Origin of the sequence: Williamsia limnetica (assembly GCF_003217475.1) — a bacterium.
Lineage (GTDB): Bacteria > Actinomycetota > Actinomycetes > Mycobacteriales > Mycobacteriaceae > Williamsia > Williamsia limnetica.
On the sequence record NZ_QJSP01000003.1, the window covers coordinates 401003 to 418408 of the forward strand.

The 17406-nt window shown below is 64.5% G+C and carries 17 protein-coding genes; 13 read left to right on the plus strand and 4 right to left on the minus strand.

The annotated features are described in order from the left end of the window. Nucleotides 1-129 precede the first annotated feature (129 nt). The 8 genes from DFR67_RS07005 to DFR67_RS07040 all read left to right on the plus strand — a co-directional run bounded on the left by DFR67_RS07005 (nucleotide 130) and on the right by DFR67_RS07040 (nucleotide 8811). Complete coding sequence (locus DFR67_RS07005) at nucleotides 130-552, plus strand: nuclear transport factor 2 family protein (protein WP_110468659.1); 423 nt, start codon at nucleotides 130-132, stop codon at nucleotides 550-552. Between the two features lie 45 nt (nucleotides 553-597). After that, nucleotides 598-1689 (plus strand): LLM class flavin-dependent oxidoreductase, encoded by a 1092-nt coding sequence (locus DFR67_RS07010; protein ID WP_110468660.1) that lies wholly within the window; start codon nucleotides 598-600, stop codon nucleotides 1687-1689. 130 nt (nucleotides 1690-1819) lie between these two features. After that, complete coding sequence (locus DFR67_RS07015; protein WP_110468789.1) at nucleotides 1820-2275, plus strand: flavin reductase family protein; 456 nt, start codon at nucleotides 1820-1822, stop codon at nucleotides 2273-2275. Continuing rightward, nucleotides 2272-3537, plus strand: coding sequence for a bifunctional 3,4-dihydroxy-2-butanone-4-phosphate synthase/GTP cyclohydrolase II (locus tag DFR67_RS07020; protein ID WP_110468788.1), 1266 nt, complete (start codon nucleotides 2272-2274; stop codon nucleotides 3535-3537). Before DFR67_RS07015 ends, DFR67_RS07020 begins: the two co-directional genes overlap by 4 nt. A gap of 47 nt (nucleotides 3538-3584) precedes the next feature. Then, a complete protein-coding gene (locus DFR67_RS07025; RefSeq protein ID WP_110468661.1) occupies nucleotides 3585-5474 on the plus strand; it encodes a helix-turn-helix domain-containing protein in 1890 nt (629 codons plus the stop codon). Between the two features lie 156 nt (nucleotides 5475-5630). Then, nucleotides 5631-6689, plus strand: coding sequence for a phosphotransferase family protein (locus DFR67_RS07030; RefSeq protein ID WP_110468662.1), 1059 nt, complete (start codon nucleotides 5631-5633; stop codon nucleotides 6687-6689). Between the two features lie 40 nt (nucleotides 6690-6729). Next, nucleotides 6730-8016 (plus strand): acyl-CoA dehydrogenase family protein, encoded by a 1287-nt coding sequence (locus tag DFR67_RS07035; RefSeq protein ID WP_110468663.1) that lies wholly within the window; start codon nucleotides 6730-6732, stop codon nucleotides 8014-8016. Between the two features lie 39 nt (nucleotides 8017-8055). Beyond that, complete coding sequence (locus DFR67_RS07040; RefSeq protein ID WP_110468664.1) at nucleotides 8056-8811, plus strand: SDR family NAD(P)-dependent oxidoreductase; 756 nt, start codon at nucleotides 8056-8058, stop codon at nucleotides 8809-8811. Between the two features lie 104 nt (nucleotides 8812-8915). Here the strand turns inward: DFR67_RS07040 and DFR67_RS07045 are convergent, their stop codons facing one another. Next, nucleotides 8916-9098 (minus strand): hypothetical protein, encoded by a 183-nt coding sequence (locus DFR67_RS07045; RefSeq protein WP_110468665.1) that lies wholly within the window; start codon nucleotides 9096-9098, stop codon nucleotides 8916-8918. Between DFR67_RS07045 and DFR67_RS07050 the strand changes: the two genes are divergently transcribed. Continuing rightward, nucleotides 9087-10433: a glycosyltransferase family 39 protein gene (locus tag DFR67_RS07050; RefSeq protein WP_110468666.1), complete on the plus strand. Its 1347-nt coding sequence runs from the start codon at nucleotides 9087-9089 to the stop codon at nucleotides 10431-10433. The genes DFR67_RS07045 and DFR67_RS07050 overlap by 12 nt on opposite strands. 3 nt (nucleotides 10434-10436) lie before the next feature. Here DFR67_RS07050 and DFR67_RS07055 read toward each other — a convergent pair whose 3' ends face one another. The 3 genes from DFR67_RS07055 to DFR67_RS07065 form a co-directional block, all read right to left on the minus strand. Further along, nucleotides 10437-10703, minus strand: a complete 267-nt coding sequence (locus DFR67_RS07055; protein WP_110468667.1) for a helix-turn-helix transcriptional regulator — start codon at nucleotides 10701-10703, stop codon at nucleotides 10437-10439. A gap of 409 nt (nucleotides 10704-11112) precedes the next feature. Next, on the minus strand, nucleotides 11113-11820 hold the full coding sequence (locus tag DFR67_RS07060) for a heme peroxidase (protein ID WP_146240390.1): 708 nt from the start codon (nucleotides 11818-11820) through the stop codon (nucleotides 11113-11115). Nucleotides 11821-11875: 55 nt separating this feature from the next. Continuing rightward, nucleotides 11876-12214 carry a DUF4190 domain-containing protein gene (locus DFR67_RS07065; RefSeq protein WP_146240391.1) on the minus strand — a complete coding sequence of 113 codons (339 nt, stop codon included), beginning with the start codon at nucleotides 12212-12214 and terminating at the stop codon, nucleotides 11876-11878. A 175-nt stretch (nucleotides 12215-12389) separates the two neighbouring features. Here DFR67_RS07065 and DFR67_RS07070 point away from each other — a divergent pair, with 175 nt between their 5' ends. From DFR67_RS07070 to DFR67_RS07085, 4 genes are all read left to right on the plus strand, one after another. Then, nucleotides 12390-12617 (plus strand): hypothetical protein, encoded by a 228-nt coding sequence (locus DFR67_RS07070; RefSeq protein ID WP_110468670.1) that lies wholly within the window; start codon nucleotides 12390-12392, stop codon nucleotides 12615-12617. 173 nt (nucleotides 12618-12790) lie between these two features. After that, the gene (locus DFR67_RS07075; RefSeq protein ID WP_110468671.1) at nucleotides 12791-14806 is read left to right on the plus strand and encodes an OPT family oligopeptide transporter; all 2016 of its coding nucleotides are present in this window, start codon (nucleotides 12791-12793) and stop codon (nucleotides 14804-14806) included. A gap of 36 nt (nucleotides 14807-14842) precedes the next feature. Then, nucleotides 14843-15688, plus strand: coding sequence for a class I SAM-dependent methyltransferase (locus tag DFR67_RS07080; RefSeq protein WP_110468672.1), 846 nt, complete (start codon nucleotides 14843-14845; stop codon nucleotides 15686-15688). 202 nt (nucleotides 15689-15890) lie between these two features. Beyond that, nucleotides 15891-17339: an APC family permease gene (locus DFR67_RS07085; RefSeq protein ID WP_110468790.1), complete on the plus strand. Its 1449-nt coding sequence runs from the start codon at nucleotides 15891-15893 to the stop codon at nucleotides 17337-17339. Nucleotides 17340-17406 lie beyond the last annotated feature (67 nt).

The following is a 17406-nucleotide window of genomic DNA, read 5'->3' on the forward strand; positions in this document are numbered from 1 at the left end:
GGCCCGCAAATCACCGATAGTGACCGAGGCCACACGACCGATAGCGTGGTGTTTGCAACGAACAGTTACCCCAAATCGCGCCGGACACAACATATTCGGTAGCCGAGTCTAGATCCGAGGAGTCTGCCAGTGAGCACCACCGCCCCCACCGTCAGTATCGAGGAGAAGAACAAGGAGCTCGTCGCCGACTTCATGAAGGTGTTTTCCGCCGGCGACGTCGACAAGATACTGAGTTTCCTCTCACCGACCGCCACCTGGTGGGTGGCAGGCACCATCGACGGCATCTCCGGGTCGAAGAACAAGCAAGAGTTCGGCGAGATGCTCAGCAGCCTGTCGTCGACATCCAAGAACGGCGCGATCGCACTCACGCCGCTGGCCTGGACCGCCGAGGGTGAGCGGGTCGCGGTCGAAACCGAGTCGTACGCCGAACTCGAAAACGGCAGGACCTACAACAATCTCTACCACTTCGTCTTCGTCATCAAGAACGGTGAGATCGAATCCATCAAAGAGTTTCTCGATACCGAGCACACCCGCGCAGTCTTCCTCGGCTGAACCGCCCACAACAACCAACCCTCAACTGATTCAGGAGTTTTCATCATGGAATGTGGAGTCCTTCTCGTCTTCCAGAACTACCACGCGAACGCCACCGACCAAGAAGTGTTCACCCACGATCTGGGGCTCGGCCTCCTGGCCGAAAAGCACGGATTCGACTCGGTCTGGTCGGCCGAGCACCACTTCGACGACTACTCGATGTGCCCGGACAACATGCAGATCATGTCGTACCTCGCGGGCCAGACCTCACGCATCAAGCTCGGCCTGGGTGCGGTGATCCTGCCCTGGAACAACCCGCTGCGCGTGGTCGAAAAGGTCATCATGCTCGATCAGATGTCCGGTGGGCGTGTGCTTCTCGGTATGGGCCGCGGCCTGGCGAAGATGGAATACGAGGCCTTCGGCATTCCGATGGAAGAGGCCCGTGCACGCTTCAACGAGTCCGCCGAAGTGGTCATGCGCGGTCTGCGCACTGGCATCGTCGAGAGCGACGGCCCGATGTATCCGCAGATCCCCACCGCCGTGCGTCCCGCACCAGGACCCGAGAACAACTGGGATGGGCGACTCTTCGCGGCCGCGATGTCGCCGGACTCGGTTCCCATCGTCGCCGACCTGGGTGTGCAGATGATGACCTTCATGCAGTTCCCCTTCGAGAAGCATGCTGAAGCGATCAACGGCTGGAAAGATCTGTTCCGCGCTGCGCAGGGCCGCGAGCCCGGCCCCGCCGTCATCCAGGACTTCGTCATCTGCCACGAGGACGAGGAAGAGGCCCGCCGCCTGGCCTACGAGCACATCAACCGTTACTTCCTGTCGGTCATCAAGCACTACGACTTTGCAGGCAAGCACTGGCGCGAGACACCCGGCTACGAGACCTACCAGGCCGGCGCCGACATGATCCGCGAAGCCGGCATGGAGAACGCCGCCAACGCGTATGTCGAGGCCAATATCTATGGCACGCCGGAGCAGTGCGTCGAGAAGTACGCGCACCGCCACGAACTGATCGGCGACTTCTTGCCGAACGCCGCGTTCTCCTTCGGCGGCATCCCGTTCGACACGGCCGAATCAAGCCTGAAGCTGTTCGGCGAGAAAGTTGTTCCTGAGCTCCACAAGATGAAAGCTCCTGCAACAGCGGGAGTCTAGATACTGCGGTGACGCCAGAGGCGAGTCATCCCTCTGGCGTCACCGTTCACCAACTGTTCGTTCCATCGCGAAGAGGTCATCACCAGTGAATACCAACCACGAATCCGTAGCCGCCCAGTTCCGCGACGTCATGTCCCGGGTGTGTACGCCGGTATCGGTGATCACCTCGCTCGACGGCAACCGCCCCCACGGCACCACCGTGAGTGCTTTCGCCTCACTGTCGATGGACCCGCCGATGGTGCTCGTATCGCTGGACCGCGGCTCCGACCTGCTGGCCATCGTCCGAGACACTGGGCAATTCGGGATGAACATCTTGGCTCACAACCAATCCGAGCTGGCGATGACGTTCGCACGCAAAGGTTCGGACAAGTTCTCGAGAGTCGATTGGCAGACCTCGTCTGGCGTGCCGCAGCTGCCCGACGTCTCTGGCTTTCTGGCCTGCTCGGTCTCCACCCTCGTCGAAGGCGGCGACCACATCGTGGTTCTCGGTTCGGTACTGGCCTCCGAGTCCAGCACCGCTCCGCCCCTGACCTACCACGATCGGGCTTTCGGCACCCACCGCGCGCTGGAGGTGTGCGCGCGATGAAGACCCCGAGCGAAGCTGTGTCGCATGCCGTCGCCGCCCTGGCCGAAGGCCGGATGATCGTCGTGATCGACGACGCCGACCGCGAGAACGAAGGTGATCTGATCGCCTGCGCGTCCATGATCACCGCCGATCAGATGGCGTTCATGGTGCGCCACACCACCGGCATCGTGTGCGTGCCGATGTCCGCCGAACGCGCCACCAGACTGCAGTTGCCGCAGATGGTGCAGAACAACACCGATTCCCACGGGACCGCGTTCACCGTCAGCGTCGACCACATGGGTGTCACCACCGGCGTCTCCGCCCACGACCGGACCCGCACTGTCCGAGCCCTTGCCGACGACGCCACCTCCCCCAACGACCTTCGCAGGCCCGGACACCTCTTTCCGCTGCAGGCCCGCGCGGGCGGCGTCTTGACGCGCGCCGGCCACACCGAAGCCGCCGTCGACCTCGTGAGCCTGGCCGGAGCCGGTGATGTCGGGGTGATCAGCGAATTGGTCGCCGACGACGGCAGCATGATGCGCGGCGAACAACTCATGGAGTTCGCCGCCGCACACGACCTCCCGGTACTCGAGATCGCCGACCTGGTACGCCATCGCAACGCCACCGAATCGATGGTCGAACGCATTGCCACATCCAGCATGCCGACGCTGTTCGGACAGTTCCGTGCCGTCGCATATCGCTCCGTGGTCGATCAGACCGAGCACCTCGCGCTCGTGATGGGCGACGTCGCCGAAGCCGGTGCCACCGACGCCGGAGCGCTGGTCCGGGTGCACAGCGAATGCCTCACCGGCGACATCATCGGCTCACTGCGCTGCGACTGCGGCGAACAGTTCGAGCAGGCCATGGCCGCCATCGCCGCCGAAGGCGCCGGGGCCGTGATCTACCTGCGTGGACACGAGGGCCGCGGCATCGGCCTCGCCCACAAGATCCGCGCGTACGCCCTGCAGGAGGAAGGTCTCGACACCATCGAGGCCAACCTCGCGCAGGGCCTGCCGGTCGATTCCCGCAACTACGGGGTCGGTGCGCATATTCTCGCCGACCTCGGGATCCGGCGGCTGCGCCTCATCACCAACAACCCGGCCAAGTACGGCGGCCTCGACGGCTATCCGTTGGAGATCGTCGATCGCGTCGGACTCCCCGCGCGGCCCACCGAGCAGAACGTGCGCTATCTGCGCACCAAGCGCGATCGGATGGGCCATGAGTTCATCGGCATCCACGACCCGGAAACCGACCCCGGGAAACTTGAGAGCCTCAACAGATAGCCGGTAGTGTGACGTAGAGCATAGCCAGCCGATGTGAAGTGGCGGAGATGACCGTAGAACGAACGGTGAGCACGGCGGCCCTCGACGACGAGGACCACCGGAACGGCCTGTCGATACAGGTCGCGGCAAGTGCTGCCGACTCGAGTTCCACTCGCGAGCGCGAGGTCATCGCGGCATTCAGCGAGATCACCACCGAGGCCATCACCGACGCCAAACTCGAGGATCTGCTCTGCCTCGTCGGCCAGAAACTGTGCCAGCTGATGGGTGTGACCCGGTGTTCGCTGTATCTGCGTCACGCCGGCGGTAAGTACCGCGGCGCCGCCGGATACTGCGAGGAAACCGGCAACATCAGCGAGGCGGTCAAGCGCCAGGAATCGGGTTTCGCCGACGACCTCTTCAGCCAGGAGGTCATCAGCACCAAGCAGCCCGTCGTGATCCACGACGCGCTGAACGACCCCCGGCCGCATCACCGGACGATGGCCCACTGGGACGTCCGCGCGATGCTCGGGGTCCCGCTGATCTTCGACGACGAGGTCATCGGGCTGATCTTCGTCGACACCCGCGGTCGGGAACATCGGTACACCGATGAGGACATCGAGGTCGCGCGGCTGTTCGCGCGGCTCAGTGCCCTGTTCATCAGCCAGGCGATGCTCAACGCCCGGCTACGCGGTCAAGCCGCCGAGATCGCCCGCAACAACGCGACCCTCGCCTATCTCGGCGACGTCCACCACAAGCTGACCAGCGCCGTGCTCGAAGGCGCCGACATCACCACCGTCGTCCGCCTCCTCAGCGAACTGTCGGCGAAGCCGGTGGTGCTCTACAACAACAACTTCGAAGTGCTCACCTGGGCCGCGCCTCCGGCGCTCGCTTTCGATGCGCCTCCGGTCCTGACGGAGAAGGTGCGGGCGATGCCGTCGGTGCGGCAGACACTCAGCGAGTTGAGTGTGTCGACGCCGTCTGCGGTGGTTCCGGCCAGCCTCGCCGTCGGACTCGGACGTCGTCATCTGCTGTGTCGCATGGTGATCGAAGGCACCCCCAGCGGATTCCTCGGCATCGTCGAGGTGGGACGCAGCCTCGAACCCATCGACGCCAACATCGCCGAGCGCGGCGCCATGGTGCTGGCGTTGCAGATGCTCTCGGAACGGCGGCAGATAGAGACCGAGGGACAGGCCCGCGACGACTACCTCTCCGACCTGCTCCGCAACAGCCGCGACAAGGAACATCTGGTCCGGCGCGGACCCCAGTTCGGCATCGACCTGTCCATCCCCCATGTCCTGATTCGCTTCTCGGTCGACGACGCACCGGGAAAACTGTCGGCGTCGGCGACGCAGAACCTCGTGACCCGCACCTTCCAGGATGTACTGGGCATCCCCGCGCCTCCGGCGGTGCGCCTTCCTGGCGCAGTCATCGTGCTCATCCCCCTGACCACCGGGGACAACGCCGAGATCGAAGCCCTGCGTCAGCAGGTCACCGCCGTGCGCGACCGGTTGAGCGGACAACTCGCCCTCGGCGCCACCATCATCTCCAGCGCATGCCACACCTCCGTCGACTATCCGCACGCCCACCGAGAGCTGCGTGAAATCGGCTCCATCGCGCGATCTTTCGACTGGCATAGCCGCATCCTGACCCTCGACGAATTGGGTCTGTTCCGCGTGGTGATCAGCAGCGGGCACGTCAAGGAGGCCGTCCACTTCGCTCACACCTTCGTGCGCGCGGTCCGCGACCACGACGACGGCACCTTGCTCGAGACCTGGCGGGCCTTCGTTGCCGCCGAGGGCAAAGCACAGGCGACGGCTGTGGCGCTGGGCGTCCACGAGAACACCATCCGGTACCGGCTCGGCAAGATCAAGGAGATCACCCAGAAAGACCCGACCGGTTTGGACAGTCTGCTGTCGGCGCGGATGGCCTTTCAGGTGCTGGATCTGGCCGGGGAGTAGCGATTCGGTCTGAGATCGTCCGTTTGACGTGGGTCCAAGGGCATATTGCCCTCCGCCACCCTGAATCGGACGATCTCGGGGTCGGTTTGGGGAAAACCACAATGGTTCTCGGCCAAGGCCTGTTGACCGGCACCGACCCGCAATAACGTGGCACATATGGGTACACCGTCGACGCCGACCACCGAGATGACCGTGGACCTGCGCGCCGTCAGCGACTGGATGGACACCCGCGGCCTGCCCGATGGCGACATCGTCGACGCGAACGCACTGGGCGGCGGTACCCAGAACATCATGATCGCGTTCACCCGCGGCGACCGCTCATATGTCCTGCGCCGCGGTCCGCGGCATCTGCGGCCACAGTCGAACAAGGTGATCACCCGCGAGATCGAACTACTGGGAGCGCTCGCGACGACGGACGTCCCCCATCCCCGCCTTGTCGCGGGGTGCACCGACGAGAACGTCCTCGGCGCGGTCTTCTACCTGATGGAACCGGTCGACGGATACAACGCAGCGGTGTCGCTGCCGTCGGCCTACGCGGCTGATCGCGCCGGCAGGCACACGATGGGTCTGGCACTCGTCGATGCACTCGCGACCCTGGGCGAGGTCGATCACCATGCGGCCGGCCTCTCTGACTTCGGGCGGCCCGACGGGTTCCTCGAACGGCAGGTACCGAGGTGGCTTGGAGAACTGGAGCGCTACGCGTCGACACCCGGCTATCCTGGACCGCCCTTCCGCAACCTCGACGCCGTTGCCGACTGGCTACAACGCAACTGTCCGAACGATTTCACACCCGGTGTGCTGCATGGTGATTACCACGTCGCGAATGTGATGTACGCCCCTGACGAACCTCGCGTCGCGGCCATTGTCGACTGGGAGATGGCCACGATCGGTGACCCTCTCCTCGACCTCGGCGCCCTGTTGGCGGTGTGGGTCGACGGTCCGGACAGCACCGATCTTCTCGACAGCGCGCTCGGCGCAGCAGGCGGGCTTCCCTCACGCGGCGAACTGATCGCCCGCTACGCCGAGACATCGTCCCGGGACCTCTCGGCGATCACCTGGTACATGGTGGTGGCCTGTTTCAAACTCGGTCTCATCCTCGAAGGCACCTACGCCCGGGCCTGCGCCGGCAAGGCACCACGAGAGGTCGGCGATCGCCTGCACCGCTACGCCACCGAACTGTTCGATCGCGCCGGAGCGTTCATCGCCCAGGCCTGATCACCACGACCCCCGATCACCGAATGGAGTGAACAACCCTATGTCATGGGATTTTTCAACTGAGCCGGAGTTTCAGAAGAAGCTCGACTGGATGGGCGAGTTCGTCCGCGAAGAGATCTGGCCGCTCGAAACGCTGGGCCTGGACTGGGACCAACTCCGCAAGGCCATCGCGCCCCTGCAACAGGAGGTCAAGGACCAGAACCTGTGGGCGGCGCATCTCGACCAAGAGCTCGGTGGTCAGGGATATGGCCAGGTCAAGCTCGGCCTGATGCACGAAATACTCGGTTCGTCGACCCTGGGTCCACTCGTATTCGGCTGCCAGGCACCCGATTCGGGCAATTGCGAGATCCTCGCCGCGGTGGGCACCGACGTTCAGAAGAAGAAGTGGCTCGATCCGCTGTTGTCGGGTGAGTACTATTCGGCGTTCGCGCTGACCGAACTCGACAACGCAGGCGCCGACCCGACCAACCTCACGACGACCGCCGTGGCCGACGGCGACGATTGGATTCTCAACGGCCACAAATGGTTCATCAGCAACGCATCGACGTCCGACTTCATCATTGTTGTCGCCGTCACCGACCCCGGCGCCGAACGGCACCGCCGGACCTCACAGTTCATCGTGCCCATCGGAACCCCGGGACTCGTCGTGGTCCGCGACATCGCGTCCATGGAGAACACCGCACCGCGGCCCAACACCTACGGCTCCCACTGCGAGGTCACGCTCGAGAACGTGCGCGTCGACGCCGACGCCCTGCTGGGCAACGTGGGCGACGGTTTCCTCATCGCGCAGAAACGGTTGGGGCCCGGGCGCATTCATCACTGCATGCGGTGGATCGGGCAGTCGCAGCGAGCGTTCGACATGCTCTGCGAGCGTGCGACCTACCGTTTTGCACAGGGATCAGTGCTCGGCGAGAAGCAAACCATCCGTAATTGGATCGCCGATTCCGCTGCCGAGATCCAGGCCCTCAAGCTCATGACCCTGCACGCGGCATGGGTCATCGACGAGGAGGGCACCGCGAAGGCACGCAAAGACATCGCGCTGATCAAGTTCTACGGCGGCAAGGTCTTGCACGATGTGATCGACCGCGCCATCCAAATCCACGGATCGCTGGGCTTCAGCTCGGACCTGCCGCTGGAGTCGATGTACCGGGCCGCGCGCGCGGCGCGGCTTTACGACGGACCCGACGAAGTGCACCGCGACAGCGTCGCCAAGGCCTACCTGAAGGCGTACTCACCGCCCCCGAACAATGTCCCGACCCAACACATCCCTACCCGCCGGGCCGCGGCGCAAGAACGGTTCGCCGACCTGCTCGCCGAAATCGCCTGATTTCTCCCCGACAACCGCCACGAACAAAGGAGTTCAGTCATGTCGCTCGAAGGAACACTCGCCATCGTCACCGGGGCCGCGCAGGGCATCGGGCAGGCCACCGCGAAGAAGCTCGCCGCCGACGGCGCCCACGTCGTCGCCGCCGATATTCAGGACTGCGACGTCACGGTCAAGGAAGTGTCCGATGCCGGGGGCTCGATCCAAGCGGTGCGCCTCGACGTACGCGAAGCCGAGAACTGGGCGTCGGTGGTCGCCGACCTCAAGGCCGAACACGGTAAGCCCGTTCAGCGGCTTGCCAACATCGCCGGTGTGGTCAACATGCTCAGCGAGGACTCCGTTGTCGGACTCACCGAAGACGCCTGGAACGTCGTCATCAACACCGACCTCAAAGGCGTCTGGCTCGGTATGCAGGCCGTGATTCCCGGGATGATCGAGGATGGCGGCGGTCGCATCGTCAACATCTCGTCGATGGCCGCACTGCGCGGTCTGCCCAACCTCGCGTCGTACTCTGCGGCCAAGGGCGGCGTCGTCGGACTCACCAAACAGGCCGCCTATGAGTACGGGCCGCACAACGTGCTGATCAACGCGATCGCGCCCGGCACCATCGACACCCCGATTCTCGCGGACATCACCGAGGAGATGCGTCAGGCCAACGCCAATGCGCACATCGTCAAGCGTCTCGGACTGCCGTCCGAGATCGCCTCGATGGTCGCCTATCTCATGCGGGAAGGTGACTTTCTCACCGGCGAGATCTATCCGGTCGACGGTGGTTGGGCCGCGAAAGGCAATTTCTGAGTCGGCTGCAATTCCGGAAGTTCGTCGGCACAGGTGGTCACCCGATAGGTTCTCCGTAGCCATCCGAACGAACCGAGGACGATCCACTGACGACGACGACCGCTTCACAGGCCATCGCCCGGCGTCGCACCCTGCCGCGTGGCACCGACCCCGCGATCATCGGTGTCGTCGCCTTTGTCATCGGCATCCTCGGCGCCGGGCGACCGTCGTTCTGGTTCGACGAAGCCGCCACGATCGCGGCGTCGACGCGGTCGAGCAAAGAACTCTTCGAGCTGGTGTCGCAGCACGACTCCGCGCACTCGTTGTACTACCTGCTCATGCACGGCTGGTTCTCGATCTTTCCGCCCACCGAGTTCTGGGCCCGTGTCCCAAGTGTGCTCGCGGTCGGCCTGGGTGGGGCAGGCGTCGTCGTCCTGGGCAAGAAGCTCTCGACCCGAGCAGTCGGGATCAGCGCCGGCCTCTTCTTCGCTGCCCTGCCCAGGGTCACGTGGGCTGCGATCGAAGCGCGCCCCTACGCGCTGGCCGCAGGTGTTGCGGTGTGGGCGACCGTCGCATTGCTCGTCGCGGTCGAGCGGCGGAAGGTCGGGTTCTGGGCTCTGTACGCAGCTGCGGTGATGCTGTCGATCCTGGTCAACATCCACCTGCTCATGATGGTGTTCGTCTATCTGTGCGTGATGGTCATCGTCCGCGTACCACGCGCGGTGTTCTTCTCTTGGTGTCTGGCAACCGGGCTGGCCCTGGCAGTGCTGCTGCCGTACATCCAGTTCATGAGGTCGAAGGCTGACCAGATCAACTGGATCCGGCCGCTCGACAAGCGAGTGCTCTTCACAGTCGTCCAAGGCCAGTACTTCGAAACTGCCGTCTGGGCCGTGGGTACAAGTGTCGCGCTGATCGCCGGCGTGGCCGTCGTACTCCTTTTGCGTAAGGCCGCGATCACCGGTTTTTGGCGCACCATCGGTGTGGCCGCGGCGTGGATCATCGTCCCTACCGCCGGGATGCTGCTGTACTCGGTTTTCGTCAAGGTCATCTACGTCGACCGGTATCTGACGTTCACCGCCCCCGCGATGGCATTGCTGCTCGGGGTCTGCACCGTGCAGATCGCCGCCCGATCGATTGTGCGCATCGAGGTGGTGCTGGTCATCTTCGCCGTCGCAGCCCTGCCGAACTACGTTCAGCAGCGCGGCGATTATGCCAAGTTCGGTGCCGACTACAGCCAGGTCGCCGACACCATCGCCGCGCAGTCGTCCCCCGGCGACTGCTTTCTGCTCGACGAGACCGTCCCCTGGCGGCCGCGGCCGATCCGTGCGCTGCCGGCGTCTCGCCCTGAGGCGTTCGAAGATCTCGTCGACGTCGGCCTGCGTGAACCTGCCACCGTCCCCAATTTTCTGTGGGATCGCAATCTGCCCCCGGAACGGGTGGTCGACCGGATCGCCGCGTGTGACGTGCTCTGGACGATCGCGGGCAAGAATCCCGCCCGCCCGGACTACGAGGAAGGCGCAGCGCTCGCGCCTGGGCCGAGGTTCGCCGCCTCATCCGCGTTCACCGTGCCCGATGCGCTGGGTTTCCAGATCGTCAAGCGGTGGCAGTTCAACTACACCGCGCTGAACAAGTCCGTCCGGTAGCGGCTACAGCTCGTCGACGCTGATGAGCCCGTCTTGCAGCGCGCGAGCGAGTAGCGCCGACTTGGTGGCGCCGGAGCGGCCGACAGCGTCGTATTTGTCCCGGATCCGCGTGATGTGGGTATTGACCGTTGCCGGGGTGATGAACAGCTTCCGGGCGGCCTCACTCTTCGAATCACAGGTGAACCATGTTCGGAGAACTTCGATTTCGCGTGCGCTGAGCGTCGGAACGGACGTGACGGCGACATCAGGTTCGGGGTTCATCGTGTACATGGCGTGGGTCCGATCTACTTTCGGCGGCAGTTTTGCTAACTGCCAGTCGAGAGAACACTATCGGCGAAGTCGGACACTCACCAACTGAAACTTGCAGTGACCCCAGTACTGGGGTCATGCTTAGCACCAACAACCGAACATCCTGCGTTGTAACAGTTTATCGTCCGATAATGCCCCGGCGACCGGACCGAACTCCACCGCGATGCGTTGGATCGCCCCTGAAGTGATAGACCTCCCCCGGGCTCTGGGCGTTGCGCCCCTTCAATAACGTTGATGCTCTTCCGATTTGGGTGTTCATATCTTCGTACGACTCGCGTGGCCACAGCGACACCGCCGACCGGGCACATCGGCAAACACATGACGACGGCCCGGCCCGGCAGCACCTCGGCGATGATGAAGCGCCGCCGAGTCAGCGGCCGCCGCTGCTCCTCGCTCGCTGCTCGGCCCGCCAGATCGCCGTCGGGATGTCGGTGTCGAGCCACTCATTACGGCGTGCGACCTGGTCGATCAGCTCCGATACCAGGTCGTCGTCTATGTCGTCTCCGGAAACATCAAGGGCTCGAGCCACGTACGTCGCCACGATTCCGTCCACCTGCACCGCCGGAATACCGGCTAGCAAGAGCAGGTATGACCACGTGAAGCCCGACCGCTGACCGGGCACTTCCCGCCACACCGCCTTCACCACGTGAAGCGCATCGCAATCTGCGGCCACCCGAAGGTCTTCGGAGGTCGCGATGCCGGCTGCGTGAAGCCTGGTCGCGGCCTCCTTGACCGCCTCGGCCTTGAGCGGCGCACCGGGTGTCGTCGAGGTCGGCCGACGGTTGCCGATATCTTGCGCCCAGGCCTCAGAGCTCCCCAGTTCCGCAAAAGTGGCGAGCAGCTCAGGCGCGCCGTCCCCGGTCGCGTCCCCATCCTGCGCCTCCCGGTAGGCGATGTACCGGTCGAGGATGTTCTCGACCGTCGCGTACCGCGCGCCCGTCGAGAAGATCGCGTCGATGATGCTCAGCGCCAATGAATCCCGATACCGCCGCGGCCGGAACCACTGCGCGTGATCCCCCAAGTCCGACTGCAACGCACTCTCCAGCGCATCCACCCGAACGTCCACCCCTGCTGACATGTTTCCCCCTACGAAATTTGGCCGCCCACTCCCCATGAGCGACTCGTGAAGGAGGCTAGCGCGGGCCTCCGACAAACGACTCCGAGGCCGACGTCGACTCGGTCGCGGAAGCGTTGTAGTCATCGAGCGAGTTCCAGAACGTCAGCGCGACAATGACGCTGAGAATGCCTGCCGCGGTCATGATGTAGCCGATCACCGTCGCGGCCAGAGCCACGCCCCGCCCGTCCGCGCCGGTCTTCTTGATCTGCCGCAGGGCCATATGTCCGAGCACGATGCCGAGGGGCCCGAAGATGATGCTCGCAACCATGGCGCTCAGTGTCAGCCCGCTCATCGGGCCGGACTCCGCGCGCCGCGGACCCTTCTCAGGCTGTCCGGTTCCCTGCGATGGGTGCATGTTCTCCACGATAACCAGGCCGTCGCCGCCCACCGCACGGCACAAGTAGCCCTGAAACCGGACCGCACGGGCCCCTCGAGGGAAAATACCCCTCGGCGCTTACCTATCTGCCGGTTTTCAGGGCGCGCCCAACGTGCCGGCCGGGTCCACCACACCCCAGTGATCTACTGATCTCATGAGCTCACCCGCGCCACTCGCTGCCGGCCTGGACATCTCCCCGGAGGCATTGACCCTCGGGATCTCGCTGTATTCGGCAGCGATCCTGGTCGGTATCGGTGTCGGCATCAACGCCGCGGCCAAGCATCGGCGTCGGCTGGCCGTGGTCATGGCTGTCATCGTCACGGTGTTGGTCATCGCCGGAGTGATCGTCGCGATCTTGAGCAGCACCCACAATCCGCACTAGATGCGCTCCCCGATGGTTCGCAACCGGCAAATGTCCGATTTGACCTGCTCCGACACGGCCAGCGGCTCGAATTGATGCGCGGTGTGACGAGTGGGTCTTAAAGTAATCCAGTCAACACCGCCGGATCCCGACGGAGCTCGCATCAGTCCCGTTCGGGGTGAGGGGTAATCGCTATGACCACAGACGATTCGGTCAAGGTGCAGAAGAGGGCACCCGGGCTGCGGGAGCTGACCCTGCGAGGTGTCATCCTCGGCGGTCTGATCACGTTGGTGTTCACTGCCGCGAATGTCTATCTCGGCCTGAAAGTCGGCTTGACGTTCGCCACCGCCATCCCTGCCGCGGTCATCTCGATGAGCATCCTGAGGTACTTCAAGAACCACTCGATCGTCGAGAACAACATCGTCCAGACCATCGCGTCCGCGGCGGGAACACTCTCGGCCATCATCTTCGTGCTGCCCGGCCTGATCATGGTCGGCTGGTGGACCGGGTTCCCCTACTGGATCACCGTGGCCGTCTGCGCCATCGGCGGCATCCTCGGCGTCATGTACTCCATCCCGCTGCGCCGGGCGCTGGTGACGGGCTCCGATCTGCCCTACCCCGAAGGCGTCGCGGCCGCAGAGGTGCTGCGGGTCGGTGACACCACCCAGGGCGCCAACGAGAACAAAGGCGGCCTGCGGATCATCCTGATCGGCTCGCTCGTCGCTGCGGGCTTCTCACTGCTGGCCTCGCTGAAGGTCATCAGCAACTCGCTGGCCGGAGCCATCAAGGTCGGCGCCGGTGGAACCATGTGGGGTGCAAGCCTGTCGCTGGCCCTGATCGGTGTCGGGCACCTGGTGGGCCTCACGGTCGGTATCGCCATGCTGGTCGGACTGGTCATCTCCTTCGGCATCCTGCTGCCCATCCAGACGAACGGCAGCCTGCCTGCGGGGGAAGACCTCCTCGACGGCGTCAGCAGCATCTTCTCCGCCGACGTCCGCTTCGTGGGTGCCGGCGCGATCGCCGTCGCCGCGATCTGGACCCTGCTCAAGATCATCGGCCCCATCATCAAGGGCATCAAGAACGCCATGGTGTCGGCCAACGCGCGCAAGGGCGGCAAGTCGGTCGACATCACCGAGCAGGACATCCCCATCACCTACGTCGGCCTGGTGATCGTCGTCGCGCTCATCCCGATCGGATTGTTGCTCTGGGACTTCGTCCACAACACGGCGCTGCACGGCACCGCGACCGGCATCATCGCCGTCAGCATCATCCTGGTGTTCGTGATCGGGCTCGTGGTCGCGGCCGTCTGCGGGTACATGGCCGGCCTCATCGGGTCGTCGAACAGCCCCATCTCCGGCGTCGGGATCCTGGTCGTCATCATCGCGGCCCTGCTCATCAAGATGGTCTACGGCGACGCCACCGACGCGCAGAACACCGCGCTGATCGCTTTCACGTTGTTCGTGTCCGCGGTGATCTTCGGCGTGGCGACCATCTCCAACGACAACCTCCAGGATCTCAAGACCGGCCAGCTCGTCGGCGCGACGCCGTGGAAACAGCAGGTGGCCTTGGTCATCGGTGTGATCTTCGGGTCTGCGGTCATCCCCCCGATCCTGCAGCTCATGCAGACCGCCTTCGGGTTCGTCGGGGCCCCCGGCGCCACGGACGATGCGCTTGCCGCACCACAGGCCGCACTGATCTCGTCACTGGCGAAAGGCGTGTTCGGCGGCGACCTCGACTGGAACCTCATCGGTCTCGGCGCCCTCATCGGTGTCGGCATAATCATCGTGGATGAGGTGCTGTCCCGGACCACCGACAGCAAGTTCCGGCTCCCACCGCTGGCAGTGGGTATGGGTATGTACCTGCCCATCGCGCTGACGCTGGTCATCCCGATCGGCGCCATCCTCGGCACGCTCTACAACCGGTGGGCCGACAAGTCCGGCGGTGACGTCGAACGCAAGAAGCGGATGGGCATCCTGTTGGCGACCGGTCTGATCGTCGGCGAGAGCCTGTTCGGTGTCGTCTTCGCGGGCATCGTGGCGGCGACGGGTGACGACAACCCGATCGCGGTTGTCGGCGACGGCTTCGCGAAGACCTCCGAGTACCTCGGGGTGATCCTCTTCGTCCTCGTTATTGCCTGGCTGTACAAGAAGACTCAGCAGATCGCGAACCGGCCCGTCGAGGACGAGCCGGCGGATCTGACCAAGTCCTAGCTGACGCCATAATCCGCTCGGCTTCAGGAGGCCCCGATGAGTCATGACGAGCAGGTCGCCGCCGAACAGGCGGCGCGCTGGAATGGCCCGTCGGGGCGGGCGTGGGCCGACAATCAGGACCTTCTCGATCGGCTGTATGAACCGTTTGAGAAACTGCTGGTCCGCTACGTCGACGATGCCTCCGGGCAGCAGGTTCTCGACGTCGGATGCGGCACGGGCAGCACGACATTGGCGGTGGGCCGGGTGTCTGGCGGTCGCGCCGTCGGCGTCGACATCTCCGAACCGATGATCGCGGTGGCACGTCGTCGTGCATCCTCCGCAGATGTGTCCGCCGACTTTGTCACTGCCGACATGCAGACCCATGAGTTCACCGACACCCGGTTCGACACCATCGTTTCCCGTTTCGGGGTGATGTTCTTCAGCGACCCGGTGGCGGCGTTCCGAAACCTGCATCGGGCGACCACCGGCAGCGGCAACCTCCGAATGATCGTGTGGCGCAATCCCGATGACCGGGACATCATGGTGGCCGCCGAAAACGCGACCGCGTCGCTGCTGCCCGACCTGCCGCCGCGGCCTCCCAGCGTTCCGGCAACACCCGGTCAATTCGCGTTCGCCGATCCGGACCTCGTCTCTCCCATCTTCCGCGAGAGCGGGTGGCGCGACGTTTCGATCGACCCGCTGGACGTTGATCTGAGCATGCCTGCCGGCGACATGCTGCGGTATGTGACGACGTTCGGCCGGGTGGGTGTCCAGTTACCGACCGTTGACGAAACGGTTCGAGCGCAGGTCATCGAGCGGGTGTCGGAGACGTTCACGGGGTTCGCAGACGGAGCCGATGTTCGCTACACCGCTGCGTGCTGGCTGGTCAGCGCTCAGGCTTAGGGCCCAGCCACACGATCCGCTCCACTTTCGGGAAAGCGCTTGACCCCGAACGGGTAAAGGTTTCTCCCCCTACGACAACCGACCGCAACCTATTTCTCCGGTGTAGTGTCCGTCACACTGGAGATTCTACGACCGTAGAATCACAGCCCTCTTCATGCAGGTGGAGCGGCGTTTCATCGCCGGGCCCGGAGAAAGGTCGATCATGGTCGAACAAGCAGTATCGTCGTCGGTTTCTGCTCCGCCACACAGACTCCGGGGGTCGATCGGGGTCAGCGGCATCGTCTTTCTTGTCATCGCAGCCGCCGCACCCTTGACCGCTGTTGCCGGCTCGCTCCCGGTCATGATCGCCCTGGGCAACGGCGCCGGAGCACCCCTGACCTACATCGTCGTGGCCGCAGTCCTGCTGGTCTTCAGCGTCGGCTACGCGACGATGAGCAGCGCGGTGACCGAGACGGGCGCGTTCTACGCCTACGTCACCAAGGGCCTCGGACGTGCTCCCGGACTCGGTGCCGCGGCGCTCGCGCTGCTCGCCTACACCGCAGTCCAGGCCGCGATCTACGGTCTCGCCGCCTCCACCATGGATGCCGTGATGGCGCGCTTCGGCGGACCGGATCTGCCGTGGTGGGTGTGGGCGTTCGCGTTGATGGCGTTGGTCGCTGTACTGGGGTACCGCAGCATCGATCTGGGCGCAAAAGTGTTGGGCGTGTTGCTGATCGCCGAGATCGGGCTCATCGTGGTGCTGTCCGGATCCATCCTCGGCCAGGGCGGCGCCGAAGGGATCGAGTTCTCGTCCTTCAGTCCCTCGTCGTTCTTCTCGGGCTCACCGGGCATCGCCCTGATGTTCGCGGTCGGCTCCTTCATCGGTTTCGAGGCCACCGCCATCTACGGCGAGGAAACCAAGAACCCCCGCCGAACGGTGCCCATCGCCACCTACGTTGCCGTCATCACCATCGGCGTCCTGTATGCCATCGCCAGCTGGGCGATCGTTCTCGCGTTCGGCTCCGACCAGGTGCAGGCGGTGGCCGCCGAGCACACCGGCGACCTGACGTTCATCGCCGCCACCGAGTACCTCGGCAGCGTGACGTCCGACGTCATGATGGTCATGCTCGTCACGAGCCTGTTCGCTGCACTGCTCGCCTTCCACAACGCCATCTCCCGGTATTCACATGCCCTCTCGCGCAGCGGTTTCGCTCCCCGCGGGTTGATGGGCGTGCACGCCCGGCACGGCTCACCCCATGTCGGATCGCTCGTTCAGACCGCGACCGCCTTCGTCCTCGTCGGGATCTTCGCGGTGGCCGGCGCCGACCCGGTGCTCGAGCTGTTCACCTGGATGGCCGGAGTCGCAACCGTCTCGATCCTGGTCGTCATGGTGCTCACCAGCATCGCGATCGTCGTCTACTTCGCCCGTTCGGGTGCTGACAAGCGGCTGTGGCACAGCAAGATCGCGCCGGTCCTCGGCGGGCTCGGCCTCTGCGCCATCACGGCCCTCGTCATCGCGAACTTCACCACCCTGATCGGTGGATCGCGAGTCCTCGCCAACGTCTTCCTCGCGATCATCGCGGGTACGTTCCTGCTGGCGTCGGTCACCGGGCACTTCGTCATCCGTGCGCGCCAACGCCGCGATGCGACCCCGATCTCGCAGCAACCCTGAGTCAGCTTCACTTCAGGCGCCACTTCACGCCGACACCCACACAGGCACGACGTATTGTTCGACTGAA